We start from the raw sequence: 21,253 nt of genomic DNA, 5'->3' as shown, positions 1-21,253 counted from the left end.
TCAGTTCACGCGGGCCGGCGCGGCGATTGCCGCGCGCAAGGAGGCCGCAAACGTGTCGAGCAGCTTCGGATCGTCGATATAAAGCTCGCCCGGATAAGACCGGCGCCAGGCAGTCTCGAAATAGGGCGCCCCCCTGGCCGGATCGAATGGCCCGGCGGAGAGCGCTTCGCGCAGCCGTGCTGGCACATCGGCCAAGCGGTCGACCGCGTACACCAGCGGGCAGGAGCGATAGAACGCATCGCCCATCACCACGACCGGCTTGCCGAGCAGCAGTGCTTCGGCGCCCGACTTGCTGTTGACGGAGATGACGGCGTCGGCGCGATTGAGCACGGTGTAGTTGTTGGTCTGCGGCGGCAGCAGCACGAAATTGTCGAACCGGCGCGCGAGCTCGAAGAGGCGCGAAGCTGCGATCGCGCCGATCTGGGCAGGGTGTTCCTTGACCACGAGCACATGCGAATCCGGAATCGTGCGCAGTAGGAAGTCGACGGTGGCGACCTGGTCGAGATAATCCGGCGAGCGCAACGTCAGCGCCATGTCGGCCGGGACGTGGAAAGGGTAGTAGACGAAGGGCGTTTCAGGAAGCGGACGATAGAGCTTGCGCAGTCGCGTTGCGTTGAGCGCCATTGCCGCATGAACACGCGCGTGGCGCAGATTGTGCCCGAACTCCTGGTGCTTGCCGAGCGCAAACTGGTCCCAGAGTTTTTCGACAAGACGGTGGGCATTGCGCAGGTTCACGACCTTCTTGAAGGCCGCCGAATAATGGTGCTGATCCTTCTTGGGGATGACGATGGCACGCTGCGTCAGCGTGTCGTCCAGATAGGCGCGCACCTCTGATGACACCGTATCTGCCGGCGTCGCCATCACGTCGGGCGCCGCGAGACTATCGGGCGTAAAATACATGCGGCCGCGGAAGAACGACGGTTCGATGAACCAGTTGCGGATATTGCGGCGCCTTGCGGCGTAGAAGCTCGCGATGACCGAGAGAAAGCCGCCGAGCTCCTGCACCAGCTCGGCGCGCGTGCCTTGCGCCTCCAGCCGGTCGAGCAGCGCCTCCATGGCGTTGGCATAGATCATGAAGCGCCGACGCAGTGCGGCCGTGTCGCGGATGCCGAAAGTGAAACGCTCGTGGCTGAACAGGAAATTGGTCCCGTAGAGCCCATAGGCAGCAACGCGCGCGTCGAACGCCTCGCGGTCGTCGGGTGGGGGGCCGGCCCTGCGTCCCTCGCGATACATGTTCGTGACCGGCACGCCTGCAGCGGCCGAAATCTCCGCGCTGCGATCGTCGAAGGCGAGCAATTCGACATCATGGCCTGCCGCGCGCAGCAGCTGCGCGACCGGAATCCAGAACCTGGTCTGGTATTCGGCGAGCGTGGTGATGAGTACGGTCTTTGCAGATGTGGTCATTGCTCTAAGACCTGGTCGATCGCAACGCTCGCGAGCGGCAAACCCGTCGTCACGCAATGCGCGCGTCGCGCTCTAAATTGCAACGGGCTCGCGCGATCATGAGTTGCGATCCGCTGAAGCAGGGTTTTGACGAAGACGGGCTCGATCCGCTTGTCGCGCCGGGCTGGATTGAACCGGCTGCGCAGCCGCTCGGTGACGGCCGAGCCGAGCGCGGCGCTCGCGGCGCCCTTGACAATCTGACCGAGGCTCGGCCTGGCGCGCGTGCCCTTCACGGTCGCAAGCAGAGACACGTAAGGTCTCCGCGAGCCTTGGGCGCCAATCAGGACATCTGCGACACGATCGGCCGCCTGTCCGTCGTTGAGATGGAAGAAAGGCTCGATGTCGGCGGCGTGGACGCCGGCGAAATCGAAGGTCCCGGTTTCGCGCTCGACGTGGTCGATCGCGCCAAGCAGCTCGTCGAAGGAGGCCACCTGCCGGCTCACGCGCGCGGGCAGCCCGGCATGACCCGCGGTGGTCGGTGTGCTCAGATATTGGAGCTGAAGCGGCAGCTTTCCGAGCAATACCGATTCGACGGCCGTCCCGCAGTTGAGATGAATGATCGCGGCCGCGTTGCGGATGCGGTCTAGCACGCTGCCGGTGCCGTCGATCACGACGTTGGCATGGCGCGAGAGCGCGTTGCGATAGACCTCCTCGCTCTCGAAGGGATGCGGACGTACCAGAATTTTGCGGTCAGGCCGCGCTGCGGCGAGCCGCCCGATCTCGGCGAGATAGTTCGTGAACACCTGCTTCAAATCCGCGATGAAGCGATCGACATAGGCACCGTCCCAACCGGCTCGTACCATCGCCTCGCGCTCCCCACCCGGCTTGCCGGTGAAGCGCGAGTTGACCAGCGGGAAGTTGGCGTTGACGAGCAGATAGCCGCGCGGTTCACCGTCGAGCAGCGCACGCCAGCGTGAGGCTGCAAAATCGAAGCGCGGGCAGCCGGTGAGGTGAAGCTGCTCCGGCAGCATGGTCCCGGCCGCGAGGAACGCGTCACGCAGCCGGCTGCCCCAGAAGAAATAGCCCGCCAAGATGTCGGCGTAGCCACTGTCCTTGATGTGCATGGCCATCGCGGGCGGCGAGTTGCCGCCCTTTTCCGCGAGCACGCCGCCTTCGGTGTCGAGCACGTACAGCGCGAGGCCGGCTTTGGCAAAGCTGCGCATCAGGTCGAGAGTGGCCGGGCGCGCGTAGTTGACGACCAGGGCGTCGAGCCCGAGCCGCGGCACATCGACCGCCTGCTCGTACATCGGCACCAACACGACGGAGGCGCCGCGCCGCGCGAGTTGATAACCGAGCATGACTGCCCCCGGCAGGTCACGCTTGGGGTGATCGACCACCAGGCCTATGCGCAAGATCGTGGCTCCCGGCAGACCCGATTCAGAGGCGCATCACGGCGCGATCGATATCCGTGAGCTGCCCGGCTGCCCGGAAGCGCGGAGCCGGTTCGGGGTAGATGCGCGGCTGTTGTATATAGGTTGCGGTATACAGCAGGCGGTTGCGATCGGACTGAATCCGGCTGCCCATATGCAGGCAGCGGGCCGTATTGACGATGAACGACGACAGGCGCGGCGCCACCATCTCCTTCACCGCATCGGGCCCGGTCTTGGCGAACACCTGTTGGTCGGTCATGTGGCTCTTCAGCGTGTTGCGGAACGGTTTGGAGGGGCCTGCCGGAATGAAGGTGAACGGGCCGTCGGCGGTGTCGCGGACATCCGTCAGATAGATGAAAAGCTTGCAGACGCGCTTGTCGTCGTGATCGAGGTGCCAGAGCTGCGAATAGCTCAGGGTCTTGCTTGGTGTCGGCTGCGACAAGGTCAGCAGCACGTCGGAGAGCTGCGGCAAATCGTGCATGAAATCGCCAATGATGCGAAGCGCCGCGGGTTGTAGCGCATAACGCACAAAGGGATGGTCGGTCGCGAACGCGCCGTCGACGAGATCCTCATCAAGGAGGCTAACCCAGAACGATTTGTGTCCAAGCTGCTGCTTGCCGGAGAGTTCGTTGAGCCGGCTCATTTTGGCGTCGGCGACGGCGGCGACCGCCTCGGCCAGGCCGCATTCGACGATTGTGGACACGTCGACGTAGCCGTCTTCGTTGAGCTTGCGGCTTGCTTCGGCCCATTCCGGCTTGACCGGAAGCTGCTTGAGCAGGGCGATTCGCTTCGCTCGTGCCGGCAGTTGCAGACTCGTCAGACCGGCTTTGAGCACCCATCCAAGATCGGTCCGATTAACGTGCCAAAGAAGGCGGCGAAATTGGCTGATCTTCGGCTTCTTCGGTGTTTTGACACCTGCATCGATGGTCGTCATATGAGGTTGTCCGATCCCAGTAAAGCAGGTTTCTTTAACCTCGGGCCCCCGCTTTTGCTACCCTAAAGTGCCGCCGGGGAGGTGCCCTTTCGACTGAAATAGCTCCGTCCCAGTGCGCCAATCATCGCGCGTTGCTTCGCACTCAAGACCATAAAATACTGAGCAACCCATGTGGCAGCGCAAAATGCAACCATAAGCCCTGTAAGGGTGAGCATGTCTTGGTTAGGCACGACCAAAAGGATGGCAGCGAGGGAAAGTCCGCCGACGATGAGTATGGACCAATGGGCGACGATCGCCAGCCAGAAGGCCTTCGAATCTATCTCAAGTTCTCTGACAAAGATCATAAGTTGCCAGGGCACAATCGCAGCGGTTCCAATGGTCTGACCGAGAATGAACGCCCGCTCTGCGAGGAGATGGACCGTCGCGAGTGTTACCACCGCCCAAATCACCAGATGAATCATCATCAACATGTTCAATTGACGCTGAACCTTGGTCCGCGTCATGAACAGAGTATTGCCGAAAATGATGTACTGGAACGACATCGTGACCACGAACATAATGCCCATCCAGTAGGCGTAAGGAACGATCTGTGGTCCGATCCACAGCTGCATGATGGCGGGCGATATCACCGCCGCAGCGACAAAGGGGGGCACGGTCACGATGGGCAGCATCATGATTCCGGCTTCACCAAATTTGTTGAACTGCCCGTGGTTGTTACGCTGATCGAGCCGGCTTACGACCGGCAGCATTGCCGAGATTAGTAAACTCGCGACGACTTTTGCCAGCCGCGGTATTCTGACCAAGGTATCGTAGATGCCAACGCTCTGCGGCCCGAGATATACACCGATCAGGAATGGCTGGATCGGAGCTATGATTCCGCCGATCAACTTACCCTGCATTACCAATATACAACGCGTCATGAGTTCCCGGTTGGCTTCCCTTCCAAGCGGTGACAACTTGATTCGCGTGCGTCCGAGAGCAGCGATCGCGGCGATGAGAAGGATCACTGCGCGCAGCAGAGCACTCCCAAGGAAACAGTACGTCACCACTTCGTAGGGTTGGTCAGATTTCGCCGCGTAAATGGTAGCGCCTACGTAGAGCGAGGTTGTCAAAAATTCGCAAAGTCGCAACAACCCGTAACGTTCGAAGCCCTTGACGATGCCTTCCCAGACGAGGGCCGGAAAGAGCAAGATGTTGCTCGCGGCCGTCGCTAGCAACATGTTAGTAAAACTTGCGGTGTGGGCCGACTCGACCTTGAACTGGGCGACGATCAGGGGGGCTGCCAACCACATCGCGAGGCTAACGACGATTGCGAGAAGAATGGAGACCGCTGCTAACAAAAGAATTTGGCTGCCGGCCAGACGCCAGTCCCGGTGCTCCCTGGCGCGTGCCACGACCTGCGTCGTTACCTCTGGCAGACCGAAATCGATGACGCCAATCAGGCCAGACGGCAAGAAAAGGCGGGTGAGAACGATCAGGCCGAACTCTGCAACGCCCCAGGTGCGAATAATAATCGGGATGACCACAATGCCGAGGATTGCGACAAGACCGAAGACGATCGCCGATACGAGCGTATTCTGGATGAGGCGCCTCAGCATCGCATAGCTCGTCTCACCACGCGGTCAGGCCGCCGTCGACGGCGATGTTCTGTCCGGTGACATAGGATGCCGCGTCGGACACCAGGAAAAGCATTGCGCCCACCATCTCGTCCGCGCGGGCCATCCGGCCGAGCGGAATGCGGGCCCCGTAGCGTGCCTTGAAAGTTTCGTTTTGCCCGCTCTCCACGCCGCCCGGGGTGAGCGTGTTGACGCGAACGCCTTTCGCCGCCCAATAGGTCGCCAGATGCTTGGTCAGTCCGATGACGCCGGCCTTGGACGCCGTGTACACCGCGGGCGTATTGATGGCGCGACCGAGATATTCGGAGCCTTCGTAGATGCGCTGGTCGGGCGCCATCAGACCGTAGATCGAGGCGGTCTGCACGATAGCCCCGTAGCCGCGTTCGGCCATTCGACCGCCGAAGGCCTGGGCGACGTTGAACATGCCGTCGAGATTGACCGCCATGATCTCACGCCAGGTCTCCAACGAAAACTTCTCGACGGGTGCGAAGAATGCGTCGACGTCGCGGGTCTTGCTCGCGGCATTGTTGAGCAGGATAGAGACCGGTCCGAGGTCGGCTTCGATCGCATCGGCCGTGTTGCGCACGGCGTCGGGCTGGGTGATGTCGCAGCCATAACCTCTGGTGCGGACGGCGTGGCGCGACGTGACGTCGGCTGCCGCCGCATCGGTCGCGGCCTGGTCGAGATCGACAATCGCGACATTGGCACCGAACTCGGCGAGGCCCTCGGCGAAGCGACGGCCGAGGATGCCGCAGCCGCCGGTGACGACGGCAGTGCGGCCGGTGAGATCGAACAGAGCCTTGAAGCTCGTGGTCATCGCTTAAGCCCCCTCAGGCCGGCAGTCGCTGGCGCAGCAACAGGTCCACCAGCGCAAAGTCGAGATCGGAATCGATGTCGATCGAGCGCTCTTCCGGCATCTCGAACAGGCGTGTGTCCGGATAGAAGACGGCGGGCTGCGCCAGGAAGGCCTCGACGCGCCAAACGTAGATCGATGCGTTCATGTCGAAGCAGCGCGGCGCATCCTGCCGGCGCGTGATTGGAGGATTGGCGGATTTGGAGAGGCCAACGCTGCCATCGGTGCGCTGCTCGACCAGGTTGAAATAGGGCGAGCGGCGTGCAGGCGCGCCGGTGATAACATTGCGGGCGTCGCTCTCGCGCAGCAGTGCAACCGCACCGGCGATGTCGGAGGCGAGCCTGAGCGGCGAGGTGACGTCGAGATCGACGAAAATCTCGGGCATCTTGCCCGTTTGTGCGATGGCCTGCTCGAGACAATGGCGGATCGCCGGCAGCTTCGGCGCGGTATCGGTCGCCATCTCATCCGGACGCTTCACCGCGATGTCGGCGCCTGCCTTCAGCGCGGCCTCGAGCAGAGCTTCAGAATCACTGCTGAAGGCGATCGCGTCGAACAGGCCGGTCTCGCGCGCCTGCTCGATGCTCCACGCGAGCACGGGCTTGCCCACGAGTTCGCGAGCATTCTTGCCGACGACTCCTTTCGAGCCACCCCGCGCGCAGATCGTGCAGAGCAGAGTCATGGCGATATCCAGGACTTGGTGCGCAGAGCACGCTCGCTGGCGTCGATAAGATGTACGACGCCGAGCGCCTCGGGCAGCGAGCAGGCGGGCCTCGCGCCATGCATCGCCGCGACATGCATGTCGCGATAGGTTTGATCGCGCTCGCTGCGTATCTCCGTCCCCTTACCATTGACAACAAGTCGGCTGCCGACGAGATCGGCCTCGATGGTGTCGTCGTCGACATTGACGCGAATGCGGCGAACGCCCTGACGGTCGAGATAGTCCATGTGGACGTGGACAGATGGTGCCCGCTGCATATCGAGCAGCAGGTCGAGGTGGTCGTCAACGTCGATATCGCGCGCGCCGGACGCGCCGCCGAGCGCCGCGACGCGATGCCACGGCCCGAACAGCCACAAGAGATAGTCCAGTTCGTGGCTGAGATCCCGCAGCACGCCGCCTCCGGCCTCAGCCGTGGCGGAAGCGGTCGCACGATGATCGCGGCCGGGCCGCCAGTCCCTGATGTCCTGGCCGACATAGGCGGCGACCGTGATGACTTCGCGCCCGCGCAAGCTTTCGGCGAGCGCGGTCATCACGGGGTGAAAGCGCAGATTGTACCCGACGCTGACATGGGAAAACGGATATTTCGGCGGCGGCGCCGGCGCTGGGAATAACGGTTTTTCGACAAGGACTTTGCCATGGAAACCGGCCTGCGCGAGCTCTTGCAGGTCGTCTGCATGGCGCGCAGTCTCGGTGGCGATCACCGCATAGTCGGGATTTGCGCCGGCGATGGCCTGCGCAATGGCCCCGTAGTCGCCGCCTTCGCGGCGGCTGACAGTCACGACACGAAGCCCCATCTCTCGCAGGACGCGCGCATGCCTTGTGCCAATCGAGCCGAGGCCGACCACGACGGCGGTTGTCGATGTCACGGGAAGACCTCGTGAAATTCCGCATGCGCCTGCTCGAAATCCTCCAGACGACCGATGTCGAGCCAATATTCGCGGATCGGATAGACCGCGACGCGTCCCTCGCCGGCGATCACGCGCTCCAGCACGGTCGGCATATCGACGCTGACGCCCGGTGCGACATGGCGAAAGACGGAGCTGCCGATCACATAGATGCCAGCACTGACGAACCAGCTCTCGGTCGGCTTCTCGCGGATGGCATCGAGAAAGCCCTCCGACGTGGAAACCACGCCATACGGTACGTGCACCTTGTGCTCGCGGACGGCCATCGTCGCTTCCGCCGGCGTTCCGTTGTGGAACTCGAGAAGAGCCCGGTAGTCTATCGTGGTGAGAATATCGCCGTTGGTGACGATCATCGGCAGAGCCGGTGGCGTCGGGAAGAGTCCGAGCGCGCCTGCGGTTCCCAGGCGTTCCGTTTCGTGTATGTACTGGATATTGGCGCCGAAGGCGGTGCCGTCGGCAAAGTAATCTTTGATTGTCTCGGCCTTGTAGTTGACCGAGATGAAAATGTTGCCAAAACCCTGCTGCACGACGTTGCGAACGATCGTCTCGAGCAGCGGCCGGCCGCCGACGTTGAGCATCGGCTTCGGCACCTCGCGGGTCAGCGCGCCCAGGCGTTCGCCGAGGCCGCCCGCCATAATCAGCACCGGATTGGGATAGTGGCGCGGTTCGAGCAATTCATCGAGGGTCTCAACCAAGACCAGATGCCCGCCTTCGTCGACGAGCGGGAGCTGCTTGATCGATTTCTGCCGCATCAGTTGCAGGCGGTCCTCCCGCGGCAGCGCCGCAGGAGCCGACACTGGCGCACGGCTCATGATGTCGGTCGCAAGTCCGGCGAGAGGGATGCCGCGCAATAGGCCACGCCTCACGTCACCGTCGGTGACCACGCCCAGAAGGCGATTCTGGTCGTCGAGCACGAGCGCAATCTGGATGCTTCCGCTCTCGATGGCGGCAATGGCCTCGCCCACGGTCGCCTGCGTTCCAACGACGGCCTTACGCCAGGATTTCATGGCAATTCTGCCTCGTATACGCCGGATTTCGGGGCCGCCCGCGGCTTAGGTCTGCTATATCGCGGCTGCGAGACGCGACGTCAACCCCAACCGCGTTTCCTCGGGGGGCCCGTTAACCTCAGCTTTTCGCGGTTCGAATCAACGGTTTGTAGGCCCGCCGTCCGGCCGCTAAGGTTGTGCAGCGCAGGGGAATCGGCATGGACGATCTCATCATCGTGGGCGGCGGCGAACACGCCTTTATGGTCTACGAGGCGGCGCTGTTGTCCGGTCGATTCAAGGTAGTCGGGTTCCTCGATCGCCAGCCCGCGACACTGGGCGACGTCAGCTATCTCGGAACCGACGATGCTGCGCCGAACTATCCGGACGCGGCCTTCGTGATCGGTATCGGAACGATGCAGGCGGGACCCGCACGCCGGCAGATGATCGGCCGCATGCAGGTCAAGCGCTGGGCGACGGTGATTCATCCGCGCGCGATCGTCTCGCCCTCAGCCGGGATTGGTGCAGGCACTGTCATCATGCCTGGCGCGATCGTCAATGCACGAAGCCGGATTGGCAATCACTGCATCATCAATTCCGCTGTCGTCGTCGAGCATGACGTACGGATCGGCGACTGTACGCATCTTTCACCGGGAACCGTGGTCGGCGGCGGCGCAGAGATCGGCGAGAACTGCTTCGTCGGTCTCGGCAGCCGGATCAGGGACCACATCGCGATCGGCAACGACACGCTGATTGCGATGGGATCGGTGGTCACGGCCCCATGCCCGCCAGGATCTGTCCTTCGCGGCATTCCGGCAAAGCCGCAAGGCTAGACCGGATCGTCCGGATCGAGCGCGCGCGGCACTGCCGTCCCGATCAGCGACCAGTACTCGATCGGCGGCCGGCCCGCACCGGGCCGCTTGGTCGTGATATCGGCGGGGCCGATGGTTTCGCCGGCCTTCAGCGCACGCGCCGCCACGATGCTCTTGCGCGCCACCGGCACGTTCCTGATCTCGGACTCTTTCGGAGCCTTCACGCCGTCGCCGAGCGCACGCTCCACGTTGCGGATGGCCGCAACCATTTGCTTGAAGTCGTCCGGCTCCAGCGAGGCCGCGTGGTCGGGGCCTGTGGCGTTACGATCCAGCGTCAGGTGCTTTTCGATTGTTGTGGCGCCGAGCGCGACCGCGGCCACTGAAACCTCGAAGCCATCGGTGTGATCGGAATATCCGACCGGGAGCTGGAACGCGGAGCGCATTGTCGCCATTGCGGCAAGGTTCACATCCGCTATGGGGCAGGGATATTCGGTCGTGCAGTGGAGCAGGCTGACGTGCCGCGCAAGCGCTGTGCGTGCCGCCGGATCGCGCCACGCCGCGCGGAAGGAGGCAATGCCGGGCGGATCGTTGCGCTCGCCGTAGCCATGAGCCAGTACGCCGAGCGCGTCCTCGATCTCGCCGAGCGTTGCCATGCCGGTCGACAGGATCAGCGTCGCGCCAGCCTTCGCGGCCGCATGCAGCAGCGGCGCATTGGTGAGATCGCCTGATCCGATCTTGATGCGCGGCAGTTTCAGCGACACAAGAAAGGCAAGCGAGGCGTCGTCGAAAGGCGTCGACAGGAACTCGATGCCGCGCTCCCTGGCGCGCGCGATCAGCGTGTGGTGCGCGGCTTGTGGCAGTTCGAGCCGTTCCAGCATGGCAAGCTGGCTCTCAGCCGCGTTTGTCGTGCGCTGCTGATACTCAGCCTTCTTCGCCGCACCGTCCGCCAATGCCTTCGCATTGAAGGTCTGGAACTTGACGATGTCGGCGCCGGCGTCGGCGGCCGCGTCCACCAGCGCCAGCGCTTTCTCCAGGCTGCCATCATGATTGACGCCGGCTTCCGCGATGATCAGTGTGTGCGTCGTCATGGCCGCGCTCCACTTGCCGGAAGGTCATAAAAGCCCTTCGCCAGAAGCTGCCTGAAATCGGGGATGCCGGCGACGATGTCGGCAAATCGGCGACTGGATTCACCGTCCCCGTAAGGGTTGACGGTGGCTTGACGGCCGCGCTGGAGAGCCGCCGAGATGGCGGCTTCTATCGAATCGCGCTTGGGCGCTGCGTGAAATACCGATGCCGCTCGTTCACGTCCCTTCTGACGATCGCCGATATCGACCGTGGGAACGCCGAAGGAAGGCGCTTCGAGCACGCCGCTCGAGGAATTGCCGATCACCAGGTCCACCTGGCTCATCAGGCTGAGGTAGCGGAGCTGTCCGAGCGAGGCGACCGCGATCGTGTTCGGCCGGCCCGCCGCAAAAGCTTCGATCCGTGCGTTCAACGCGCGGCCCTCGGCATCGGCGTTGGCGAGGGTGAACACGAAACGAAAGCCGGGATCGAGCGCCGACAATGCCGCGAACAGCTCGTCCAGTTCGGCCACCGAGCGCCCGGTCTCGACCGTGACGGGGTGGAACGTGATGAGCGCGTTGCGCGCACCGAGCGGCATCCCGATCGCGCGGCCGATGTCGTCGCGGTCCATGAGGGCGAGATGCTTGATGGCATCGATGCCAACCGAGCCGATGGTGTGAATGCGCGACGGATGCTCGCCGAGCTGTATCAGCCGCCGCGTCGAGCCCGGGTTGCTGGTGAAATGCAGATGCGACATCTTGCTGATGGCGTGACGGATGGACTCGTCCACTGCGCCCTCAGTGACATCGCCGCCGAACAAATGCGCCATCGGCAGCCGCATGAACATCGCCGCCTGCGCGGCCGCGAACATCTCGAAGCGGTCGCCGAGGGCGACCACGAGATCCGGTCCTAGCCGCGTGAAGGCATCGGCAAAGCCGATGACGCCGAGGCCGACCGATTTCGCGACGCCGGCCCCGGTGTCGCTGCTGAGCAGCGTCTCGATACGCTCGTCGACCTCGAACCCCTCGTCGCGGATAGCATTGAAGGTATAGCCGAACTCCGGCGCGAGGTGCATGCCGGTGGCGACGAGCTGAAGCGTCAAGCCGGGCGTCTCGCGGATTGCGCGCATCGGCCAGACCAGCAGCCCGAAATCAGCACGGCTACCGGTAACGAAGCAGATTTTTCGCGCGACACTATTCATCGCGGACCCTAATGCTGGCGCTGCTCGGCAGGTTGATCAACCGGCGTTCGATCGACTCGGCGGCCGAGAGATCGCCGCGCGGGTTCTGTGCGAACATCGGCAGCTTGTGCATCAAGGTCCAGGCCGGACGCGCGCCGAAGCCGGCGTCGTTGAGCGCGGCGAGCAGATCGTCGCGCCGATCGGCATTGTTCTCGTCGAGCAGGATCGCGTTCAGCCAGTAATTGCTCGTGGTGTCCTTTGGCTCGCGCGAGAAGCGGATTCCGGGAATATCCGCGAAGGCGCGTTCATAGGCCAAGGCAAGCTTGCGCTTGCTCGACAAAAAACCGTCGAGCTGCTCGAGCTGGGCGCAGCCGAGAGCGGCATTCAAATTGGGCAGGCGGTAGTTGAAGCCGATCTCGTCGTGCACGAACGCCCATTTGTGCGGCAGCTTCGCGGTGGTGGTGAGATGCTTGGCACGGCGCCCCAGTTCCTCGTCATTGGTGAGGATAGCGCCGCCGCCGCCGGTGGTGACGATCTTGTTGCCGTTGAAGCTCAGCGCCGCGAGCCGCGTCTGCGATCCGACTGCGTGCCCCTTGTAGGTCGAGCCCAGCGATTCTGCGGCGTCCTCCACCAGCGCAACGCCCCACTCGCGGGCGGTCGCGGCAATCTCGTCGAGCTCGACCGGATGCCCGAACGTGTGCATCGGCGCGATCGCGGCGATGCGGCGCCCGGTCTCGCGATTGACCGTCCCCTTGGCGGTGCGCTCGGCGATCTCGTCGAGCCGCGTGGCGAGTGCGCGAGCATCCATGCCGAGCGTGACGAGCGAGCTGTCGACGAAATGCGGCGTTGCGCCGCAATAGGCGATCGCATTGGTCGTCGCGATGAAAGTTAGCGCTGGCGAAATGACCTCGTCGCCAGGCTCGACGCCGGCGAGGCGGAAGCAGGCATGCAGCGCGGCAGTGCCGTTGACGACGGCCACCGCGCGCTTGGCGCCGGTGACCTCCTCCAGCATGCGTTCGAACCGATCGACGAACGGCCCGACGGAGGAGACGAAGGTGCTCTTGATGCACTCTTCGAGATAGGCGATCTCGTTTCCCGCGAACACCGGCTCGTGCAGGCCGAGAATTCCGTTGGGTGTTCCCACAGCGCGCCGTACGGCATCGACGATGGTCTTGGGTTCGAAGTCTGACCTGGTTGCGGGTGTGTCCACCATCGCCTCAAACGTTGTAGACGTCAGCCTTGTAGCGGCTGAGGTTTGCAGGATTGGTGAACCAGTCGACCGTCTTGATCATCCCGCGGCGCATGCCGTCGACACCGCCGAATTCAGGGCTCCAGCCAAGTTGCTGGCGTGCCTTGGAATTGTCGGCCCACAGCCGTTCGACCTCGCTGTTGGCGGGACGCAGGCGCGCCTCGTCGGTCTGGATTTCGATGGTCGTCCCCATGACATCGGCGATCATCTGCGCGGTCGCGCCAACGGCGATCTCAAAACCGCTGCCGAGATTGATGGTCTGGCCGACGACTTGTTCCGCAGGCGCCGTAAGGCCCGCGATCAGGCCGCGCGCAGTGTCGGTGACGAACGAGAAATCGCGCGTCGGGCTGACGGCACCGAGGCGGATACTCCGCTTGCCGGTCGCAATCTGGCTGATGATCGTCGGGATCACCGCGCGCGCCGATTGTCGCGGTCCAAAGGTGTTGAACGGCCGGATCACCACGACGGGCATGTCGAACGAGGCCTGGAACGACAACGCCATCTGGTCGGAGGCGATCTTCGAGGCGGAGTAGGGCGACTGTCCGACCAGCGGATGGCTCTCTTTGATCGGAACGGTCTGCGCCGTGCCGTAGACCTCGCTGGTCGAAGTCTGCACGAAGCGGCGCACGCCGGCCATGCGCGCGGCCTGGAGCACGTTCACGGTGCCGCGCACGTTGGTTTCGACATAGGAGTCGGGCGCGACGTAAGAGAACGGGATCGCGATCAACGCCGCCAGATGCAGCACGTCGGTGCAGCCGTTCGCGGCCGCGATCATGAAGTGGGGATCGCGGATGTCGCCGGCCACGACCTCCACCGACGTCATGATGTCGGCCGGCACCGTGTCGAGCCAGCCCCAGGAATTGAAGGAATTGTAATAGACGATCGCCTTGACGCGGGCACCGGCTTTCACCAGCTCCTCGACGACATGCGAACCGATAAAGCCGTCGCTGCCGGTAACGAGGACGCGGGCGTCCCTCAGATCTGCCATGCCGGACCCCAAAGGGCGATTAAGCCAGTGTTCGCAACAAGATGGCGCTATAGCACATTGGCCGTCGCGTGCAACAGAGCACCGTTCGATATCCGCCAAATGCCCGGGGACGCAGCGCTTTTGGGCGCCGCCCTAGGCGTTCCCGGCAGATACCAGGCGCTGCTTCACGAACGCTTCCAGATCCCCGCCGGAAAACAGATGGCCCGCAAGGCCTGCGGCCTGCGCTGCCTCCATGTCGCTGTTCTTGTCTCCGATCACCATGCTGCGCGTCATGTCGATTGGGAAACGCTGCGCGAGGTCGTGGATCATGCCGGGCGCCGGCTTGCGCCGGTCGCTCGTGCGGCAATAATGCGCGACGGTGCCGTCGGGGTGATCGGGGCAATATTCGAACGCGTCGATGTGGGCGCCGACCAGCGCCATCTGGTCCGCCATCCAGCGGTGCAGGGCGACGACGTGATGCTCCTCGTAGAAGCCGCGTGCGACGCCGGATTGGTTGGTGATGACGAAGGCGAAGTAGCCGGCGTCGTTGACGGCCTTCACGGCCTCGCGTGCGCCTTCGATCCATTCGAGCTTGTGCGTCTCGAAAGTGTATCCTGAATCGTGGTTGAGCACGCCGTCCCGGTCGAAGAACACGGCCGGCCGCCGCAGCTTCTCCCTTAATTCCCGATCGGCGCGGGCGAAATCATCGGGAATGCCGATGTCGATGAAGTAGCCGCGATAGGCCGTGCCGCGCAGCGCGCCGGACTTGACAAGGCCGGGGAACACGTCCTGCTCGAGCCAGGCAGGAAGCGTCGTGATGCCGGCGAGAACGGACTTATCCACGACGTAGATCCCGGCATTGACCGGCCCCGTCGCGCCGGCACCCGGAGCGATGAAGTCACGCACCACGTCACCGTCGAGCACGACGCGCCCATAGCGATCCCCGAGGACCCCGTCGCGCAGTGCCATGTGAACGTGCCCACGTTGCGCGCGCGCGACGAGATCGAGCAGGTTGAAGTCGAATAGCGAGTCGCCGTTGAGCAGCAGGAAGCGATCTTGTAGATGTCCGCTTGCGTGCACCAGCGCGCCGGCCGTGCCGAGCGGTTCGGTCTCGCGCGATACGACGATGCGCGCGCGACCACGGCTCGCCCCGGCATAGTGTGTTTCGACGATTTCGGCCTTGTGGCCGGCCAGTAGCAAGATTTCCTCGAAAATGTCGTAGCGAGCGAGTTCACCGATCAACATGTCGAGAAACGGACGGCCGCCAATCTCGAGCATCGGTTTCGGCGTCAGCTTGGTACGCTCGCCGAGGCGCGTGCCGAGGCCGCCGATGAGGATCACGGCCTGTCTCAGCATGGCGAAAACCATTCATGATGGAGGATTGCGGTTCCCGCCCGGCCGTCAATTTCATGGACTGAACTGGTCATCGAAACTACTTAGACACCCGCAACTGTCGTCTCGGCCGAATGAACCTCACGGCTCTTGTAAGTGCAGGACCATTGATCGTTGTGACCGCCCAGGGCAGCAGGGATAGGCCCTCGGCCGCGAGGCGCGATTCCAAGATCAGGCTAACCGCGAGTGCCGCGATCTTGATCCAGTAGCTCTCCACCGTGACAAAATTCAACATGCCGCCGATATAGGACACGAAGAATCCATACAACACATAAAGAGCCATGAACGCCGACGCATACCGCCCCTGGAGGGTGCCTTTTACGATCAGTGCGGTCAACAAGGCAGCGATGGCGCCCCACCCGAGAAGAAATGTCCAGGAATAGATCGGGCCAAACAACTCGAAGAAAATTTCCGGAAATCCGCCCGCAAATTGGAAACCTGCCAAAATATGTTCCGACGTTCGAGGTTCGCCGATTGTTTCGAGCATCAAGTACTGCGGAGTGGTGTTCTTGCCAGGATCTAGCGGATGTTCAAAAAGGAAATTGTAAACTTTGTCGGGCTGCCACTGATTGAGAACGAAAATCCGCTCATAGGAAATCCAGCCCATTTCACTGGGCTGGATCAACGAGCGCTCCCAGAATTCAGACATCACTTCGGAGCCGTGATAGCCACGGACCGACACCAGATTGTTGAAGATCGCCGCCGCGGCCAGCGCAATCACAAGCGCAAGGCTGGCTGCCATCATCGCAATATCGCGTGCTCGGAACTCGCGTCCAATCCAATGAAAGGGTACCGCTGATTTCCGAATCTCAGCCTGCGCAGCGACCGCTGAAAGTGGAATCAGGAAAAAGCTCAGCAAACTATAGAACGCCGAAAAACGATTACCGCTGAGAAACATGTAAACGAGCAAGGTTGCGAGCAGACCCACGTAGCGAAAGTCGATACTGCGGTTTCGTAACCGTCCTGACGCGACCATAAGTCCCCACCAGAATGCGAGGAAGCTGCCGTATCTGACGACCCAGCGGTGAGCCTCCCCGGCCGTGCTCGATGTGTACTCATGCCGTTCGGTGTGCACGAACAGCGGAATTGAGCCACGGCGCGCCATGTCCACAAGCAGATAGGCTAGAAACAGCGATGACAACGCGAAAGTTAAGTCGGCAATGGTGAAAACCTCGGCCGGCGCACACCGGCGATCACACTGGTGCACCCACACTTTGACCGCTTTCGATTGCAGTACGAGAACAAACGGAACGAGAGTCACGAAGTAGGCCAGCACGTGCAACGGAGTGGCAAGGCCGGGGCCAACATAGCGAACGGTCTGTGAAGACCAGACAGGTCCGGCAAGGTCGATAAAGGCCGTTGACCCAGTCCGCCAGAGCATTGTGAACAGAATGAAAAAGAACCCGAGAAAAATCACCGGCCGATAGGCGGCCAAGTACAGCACAAAAAGCCAGAATGCGCTTGCCGGCAAAATAACCGCGATTTGATCAAGGGCGAGCATCGATCTCTGTTGTACGATCAGCCAATCGGGGCCAAGGACCTATGGCCGCCGCGAGGAGACATATTGCTAAAAGCATCACTAGTCCCGCGATGATCGAAGCGGTCAGGGTTCCGAGTGCTCGTGAAGCTACAGGAGAAATCTCCAGTGCGGGCTGAGCCACGGTAGCTTCGCTTGAAGCTGCCAGATTCTCGTCGATCTGGATACGATCTTTGAGCGTGTTCCAGGCGGGAAGAGCGGCAGTCGCTGCGAGGGACAAAATGGTTGGTGATGGACGAGGGCTCCCACCGGCATCCATGTTTAAGATGCGCGCGTTCAAATCGTCGTTAGCTTTCTCGATCGCCGCAACACGGGCCTTCGAGTCGTCGATTCTGGCTCGCAGCGGCGCCAGACTGCGGTCAAGCAGTGCTGCGTGGATGCTGCTTGTTTCCTCGGCCACAGCTTTAAGCGCACTTCGCACGTCGGCGGGTGAGCCCGCCGAAAGCTCGACGCGGACCATCCGATCGCCGTCCAAGGCGACGCCCCGAAGGCTGGCAGTGAGCATTCGCTTCGAAAACGCAGCGGTATCTGGATCGAAGGAAGTCCGATCTGCTACTCTCTCCTTGAACCTCTGGTCAGAGATTCGGGCGACCAAAGCCCGTGGCGGTTCCAGTGGCGCTAAAGCAGGGCCGGACAACTGCACAATAAAGCTGACTGGCGGCGCTTCGCCGATTGTGATCGTTGTTTGGCCGATCCACGCGTCCGGCGGCTTGGGGTGGTAAAACACAAGCGTCAGCACGACTGCGGCAATCGTTGCGCCCGCAACAAGCCACTTTGATCTCCAGATGTGCTCTGCGCTGAACTTTAGGGTTGCCCTTAAGTCCGGCGCCGAGCCAAGAGAGTGACGGTCCACAAAAATTCCCCACGAGCATGCACCACCAATGATCATAGAATGGTGCCCTGCAAAGTGGCAAGCCTACAGCAACAACCTCGCCCTGGCCTAGCAGGATTAACCGGAGGAATGAGCAACGTCGAAGTCTGTTGAGCCTAATTGGTCTAATGGGCGAGTACAACCGTCGATTTGTTATAGAAACGCGCGATACAGTCGTTCGGCAATTGCGTTGCGGTTTCCTTGAGTTCGTCCCCCGCCAATGTGCGCGGTGACGCTGTCCGGCGGGGAACGACAACGTCCCGGTCGCCCGGCGCCGAAAGGAGCGCGTTCCGTGCTTGGCTTTCCCGCCAGTAGACAACGAGTTGCGGCCACTCGTCCAAGACTTGCACATAGGTCGGTGCGGTCCTGATAGGTAAGATATGCCATGTACCGTACGCCGCTGCCACGAAGGCGAGCATGCTGGCCGCTTGCGGCAAATTGAATCTTTGAAAGTGAAGCAAGAAGCCGAGGATCGCCTGCACGATAATGACACCGCAGGCCGACAGCAGCACGATCTCCACGGCCACCACCTCGTTTCGTGCCCTCAGCGCGAGCACCTCGCCGGTTGAGTATGCGCCGATGAAATAGGACGCGAAGGCCCAAAGCGCGCCGAAGCAAAGCAGCCCCACGGCAAACAGGATGTTCTGTCCGGCAATTTTCGGTTCCAGTCGTCGCGCAGTGGCGATGCCGAAGCAGGCAACCAGGATCCCAAAGGATTCGATGCCCCTGGACCTGCCCATTGTGTAGCAATAGTCCGCAAGATAGATCATCGCATTGTCGAGCGATGCGGAGATGTCGCCGCTGCGATGATAGGCGCCGAGGCGGATGACGTTGCTTGGGGAGAGCAAGACGACGCTGTAGCTCAGAAGGATGATGCCGATGAAAACGAGGTACCGGGCCACCTGAGCCTCGCGCCCGAGCGTCATCAGCCTGAACAGAAGGGACAGAACGGCTGCGCCGAGCAGAATGAATCCGGTGAATTCATTGAGCATCGCGGTGAAGGCGCAGAGCAGACCCGCCAACAGGAATGAAATCGCGCTGATGCGAGCGCGGTTTAGTGAAACGTTGGTTGTCCACGTCACAAAAAGCGATGCGCCGATCGCCGCGGTCAGGTAGCACGCCTCGCCGGTCACCCAGTAAACGAATTCGCTGATATTCGGGACGATGCTGAGAATCGCAGAGCCGAGAAGGAGCCCGAACAATCCGTTGAGCAAGTAATTGTTGGTTCGAAGGAGCAATGTTGCGGACGCGATCAGGCTGGCGATGAATGAGAGAAAGGCCAAAAAGTTGAAGAGGGGGTAGACAACAAAGAGGTCAAGGTGGGTGGCGCTCGCTACCAGGGAGGGTAGAGTGATGATGATTAGGGCAGGCAGTCGCCCCGTGACTGATACGTAGTATTGGTGGACCGCCGCGGCTGCCTGACCGAGGTTTTGCGAAGCTAGGCAGAAGTCGTCAGTCGATGGACTGCTGTAAAGCGCCGCTGACGCAAATGGCAACAGAAGCCATAATGGCAAGCAGCACAGCAAGGCGTATCCGAACCGAATCAGACCAGTGAGCGGCTTGCTGGCTTTTTCATTCATTGCGACGGACGTTCCGTGTTGTGTCTCGGTTGAAGCGATCTTTACCGGTAAGTTCAAGGGCGGCTTTCTGCTCGATCGGGACGAGATTGGGGATTGGACCGACAAGGATATTCGTGCTGGCGACCCCGTCAGCAAACGTTTGCCAATCGCAAAAATGGATGAGGCACCGATAGTAGCTGAGCGACAATTCAAAGTTGTTGAGCACCGGCAACTGCGGACGAACCTGAATCGTCGCTTGGGGGCCCCGCAGATCCATGTTGCGAAACGCGGCGCCGTCCATTTGCATGGCGGCGTCGATCTCCTGGAGAATGGTCGCACGCTCGTTACGACCGGTGAATCCGAAAAGGGGGCGACTGTCCCAAGCTAGATGCAGGCCTCCCGTTATTTCCGTGATCCCGTAGTACGTGTGGCCCGGATAGTCCAGAAAACCGTCAATCAAGTTGAATACCGCCGCAGGCGGATTGCGATAATCCCGCTCGAGCTGCTGGATCATCGCCGATTGCCGAATCCAGCGGGCTTGCTGGAAAAAATAGCTATTCCATAGCGAGCAAATGTTGATCGAGAGCACCCCTAAGCAGAATAGATAACCTGCAATTCTGTTGGATGCGGACTGAACGAGGCGAAGGGCGGAGATGACGACCAGCCCCAGAGGAAGGCCGAATAAAAGGAGATGTCTGGATTCGTAGAAATGCCCGGTCGGTGCAATGCCGACGCTGATGTAAGGCAGCGCGCAAAGGATAAATAACGCGGCGCCTGCAACTGCAGGCCATGCCAGATCGAGCAGTTTTTTCTGATCCCGGGGCACGTCGGCGATCCCGTGCAGTGCCGGGATAGCCACCATCGAGAGGCCGACAAGGAGCGACAAGCCAATTAGCCAGTTCGATTGCACCGCAACGTGCAGTCCGTCAAGCGCAGGTTCGTATGTACTCCAGCGAAGGAACTGCTGGAGCAGGGACAGCGCGCTGCCGAAGTCGGGAAACCGGATGAGATAGTAGTCGCGGTAAGGACCGATTTTTGGAAAGAAATGATTGATCGAGACCAAATAGACGATGGGTAGTGCAAGATAGTCCGCAAACCTCAGCGCCAAACGAGCCAAGCGGCTAGTAAGCGGCTGATCGTCCACGGCCGCCGGCGCAAGCAAACAGAAACTTACCAGCAGGCCAACCAAGAAGACAACGATCATCGAATTGATGGCGAAGCTGCAGAAGATTGCGGCCAAGCTTGCTATACGCAAGCCAATGCGCGGGCGAGGCGAGGTCGCGACGATGGCAAACAGATTAAGTCCGACACAAAGCAGGGCGAAGCTAAACAAGTAAGGTGCGGTGATCTTGGTTGCCCAGTCGCGAAAGCCAGCATAGCTCCAGACGAGGAAAACGGTGATCAACGTCTCGAATTCGGACAGGATGCCCAATCGTGTGAGGAATGAACGCAGATTCAATGCGCCGATCGCGATGCCTGCGAGCGCTAGCACATTTAGAAAGGCCGTTGGATTACCGCTCAGGTTGCCCAAAGCGCAGTAAAGATAGGTGATTGGATGGCCTGCCCCGTGAAGCAGAAACGAAATCATCGTCTGATAGTCAGGCTTGATCTTGAAAATCAGCCAATCGTCGCCGTACAGACCGTTGTTGAACGCGAGGGGAGCGTGCGCGATCAGTAGAGAGCATACCAAGAGGAGCGAATATCTCGGATCCGAACGTGCGTCCGTGCAATTAAGCGCGGTGGCGTGGGCGGATGTGGTCGGTGTCAATTCGGAGTCCATCAGAGATCGCGCCAAGAGCACA

At 61.5% G+C, this 21,253-nt stretch carries 18 protein-coding genes; 1 reads left to right on the top strand and 17 read right to left on the bottom strand.

The window, feature by feature from the left end:
• From IVB19_RS25145 to IVB19_RS25110, 8 genes are all read right to left on the bottom strand, one after another.
• Window positions 1-1,404, bottom strand: a complete 1,404-nt coding sequence (locus IVB19_RS25145) for a capsular polysaccharide export protein, LipB/KpsS family (protein ID WP_247819987.1) — start codon at window positions 1,402-1,404, stop codon at window positions 1-3.
• On the bottom strand, window positions 1,401-2,795 hold the full coding sequence (locus tag IVB19_RS25140; protein ID WP_247819986.1) for a surface carbohydrate biosynthesis protein: 1,395 nt from the start codon (window positions 2,793-2,795) through the stop codon (window positions 1,401-1,403). Before IVB19_RS25140 ends, IVB19_RS25145 begins: the two co-directional genes overlap by 4 nt.
• Before the next feature lie 25 nt (window positions 2,796-2,820).
• Window positions 2,821-3,747 carry a phytanoyl-CoA dioxygenase family protein gene (locus IVB19_RS25135; protein ID WP_247819985.1) on the bottom strand — a complete coding sequence of 309 codons (927 nt, stop codon included), beginning with the start codon at window positions 3,745-3,747 and terminating at the stop codon, window positions 2,821-2,823.
• Window positions 3,748-3,809: 62 nt separating this feature from the next.
• Entirely contained in the window at window positions 3,810-5,345 is a 1,536-nt protein-coding gene (locus tag IVB19_RS25130; protein ID WP_247819984.1) for a lipopolysaccharide biosynthesis protein, read from the bottom strand.
• A gap of 13 nt (window positions 5,346-5,358) precedes the next feature.
• Window positions 5,359-6,180 (bottom strand): SDR family oxidoreductase, encoded by an 822-nt coding sequence (locus tag IVB19_RS25125; RefSeq protein WP_247819983.1) that lies wholly within the window; start codon window positions 6,178-6,180, stop codon window positions 5,359-5,361.
• Between the two features lie 13 nt (window positions 6,181-6,193).
• Entirely contained in the window at window positions 6,194-6,895 is a 702-nt protein-coding gene (locus tag IVB19_RS25120) for an acylneuraminate cytidylyltransferase family protein (protein WP_247819982.1), read from the bottom strand.
• Window positions 6,892-7,800 (bottom strand): Gfo/Idh/MocA family protein, encoded by a 909-nt coding sequence (locus IVB19_RS25115; protein WP_247819981.1) that lies wholly within the window; start codon window positions 7,798-7,800, stop codon window positions 6,892-6,894. The genes IVB19_RS25120 and IVB19_RS25115 overlap by 4 nt, the downstream gene beginning before the upstream one ends.
• Window positions 7,797-8,846, bottom strand: coding sequence for a nucleotidyltransferase family protein (locus IVB19_RS25110; protein WP_247819980.1), 1,050 nt, complete (start codon window positions 8,844-8,846; stop codon window positions 7,797-7,799). The genes IVB19_RS25115 and IVB19_RS25110 overlap by 4 nt, the downstream gene beginning before the upstream one ends.
• A 197-nt stretch (window positions 8,847-9,043) precedes the next feature.
• Here IVB19_RS25110 and IVB19_RS25105 point away from each other — a divergent pair, with 197 nt between their 5' ends.
• Window positions 9,044-9,655 carry an acetyltransferase gene (locus IVB19_RS25105; RefSeq protein ID WP_247819979.1) on the top strand — a complete coding sequence of 204 codons (612 nt, stop codon included), beginning with the start codon at window positions 9,044-9,046 and terminating at the stop codon, window positions 9,653-9,655.
• Here IVB19_RS25105 and neuB read toward each other — a convergent pair.
• The 9 genes from neuB to IVB19_RS25060 form a co-directional block, all read right to left on the bottom strand.
• Window positions 9,652-10,722, bottom strand: a complete 1,071-nt coding sequence (gene neuB / locus IVB19_RS25100) for an N-acetylneuraminate synthase (RefSeq protein ID WP_247819978.1) — start codon at window positions 10,720-10,722, stop codon at window positions 9,652-9,654. The genes IVB19_RS25105 and neuB overlap by 4 nt on opposite strands.
• Window positions 10,719-11,897 carry a UDP-N-acetylglucosamine 2-epimerase gene (gene neuC / locus IVB19_RS25095; protein ID WP_247819977.1) on the bottom strand — a complete coding sequence of 393 codons (1,179 nt, stop codon included), beginning with the start codon at window positions 11,895-11,897 and terminating at the stop codon, window positions 10,719-10,721. Before neuC ends, neuB begins: the two co-directional genes overlap by 4 nt.
• The gene (locus IVB19_RS25090) at window positions 11,890-13,089 is read right to left on the bottom strand and encodes a LegC family aminotransferase (protein ID WP_247819976.1); all 1,200 of its coding nucleotides are present in this window, start codon (window positions 13,087-13,089) and stop codon (window positions 11,890-11,892) included. The genes neuC and IVB19_RS25090 overlap by 8 nt, the downstream gene beginning before the upstream one ends.
• Window positions 13,090-13,093: 4 nt before the next feature.
• Window positions 13,094-14,113, bottom strand: coding sequence for an NAD-dependent 4,6-dehydratase LegB (locus tag IVB19_RS25085; protein WP_247819975.1), 1,020 nt, complete (start codon window positions 14,111-14,113; stop codon window positions 13,094-13,096).
• 132 nt (window positions 14,114-14,245) lie between these two features.
• Window positions 14,246-15,448, bottom strand: a complete 1,203-nt coding sequence (locus tag IVB19_RS25080) for an HAD-IIIA family hydrolase (RefSeq protein WP_247819974.1) — start codon at window positions 15,446-15,448, stop codon at window positions 14,246-14,248.
• Window positions 15,449-15,524: 76 nt separating this feature from the next.
• The gene (locus tag IVB19_RS25075; RefSeq protein ID WP_247819973.1) at window positions 15,525-16,985 is read right to left on the bottom strand and encodes a DUF6418 domain-containing protein; all 1,461 of its coding nucleotides are present in this window, start codon (window positions 16,983-16,985) and stop codon (window positions 15,525-15,527) included.
• Complete coding sequence (locus tag IVB19_RS25070; RefSeq protein ID WP_247819972.1) at window positions 16,972-17,910, bottom strand: GumC domain-containing protein; 939 nt, start codon at window positions 17,908-17,910, stop codon at window positions 16,972-16,974. The genes IVB19_RS25075 and IVB19_RS25070 overlap by 14 nt, the downstream gene beginning before the upstream one ends.
• Before the next feature lie 107 nt (window positions 17,911-18,017).
• Complete coding sequence (locus IVB19_RS25065; protein WP_247819971.1) at window positions 18,018-19,472, bottom strand: hypothetical protein; 1,455 nt, start codon at window positions 19,470-19,472, stop codon at window positions 18,018-18,020.
• Window positions 19,465-21,231, bottom strand: coding sequence for a hypothetical protein (locus IVB19_RS25060; protein WP_247819970.1), 1,767 nt, complete (start codon window positions 21,229-21,231; stop codon window positions 19,465-19,467). Before IVB19_RS25060 ends, IVB19_RS25065 begins: the two co-directional genes overlap by 8 nt.
• Window positions 21,232-21,253: the final 22 nt, after the last annotated feature.

This window comes from Bradyrhizobium sp. 187, from assembly GCF_023101005.1.
GTDB classification, from domain to species: domain Bacteria; phylum Pseudomonadota; class Alphaproteobacteria; order Rhizobiales; family Xanthobacteraceae; genus Bradyrhizobium; species Bradyrhizobium canariense_D.
This window is presented reverse-complemented; position numbering and strand designations above follow the sequence as displayed.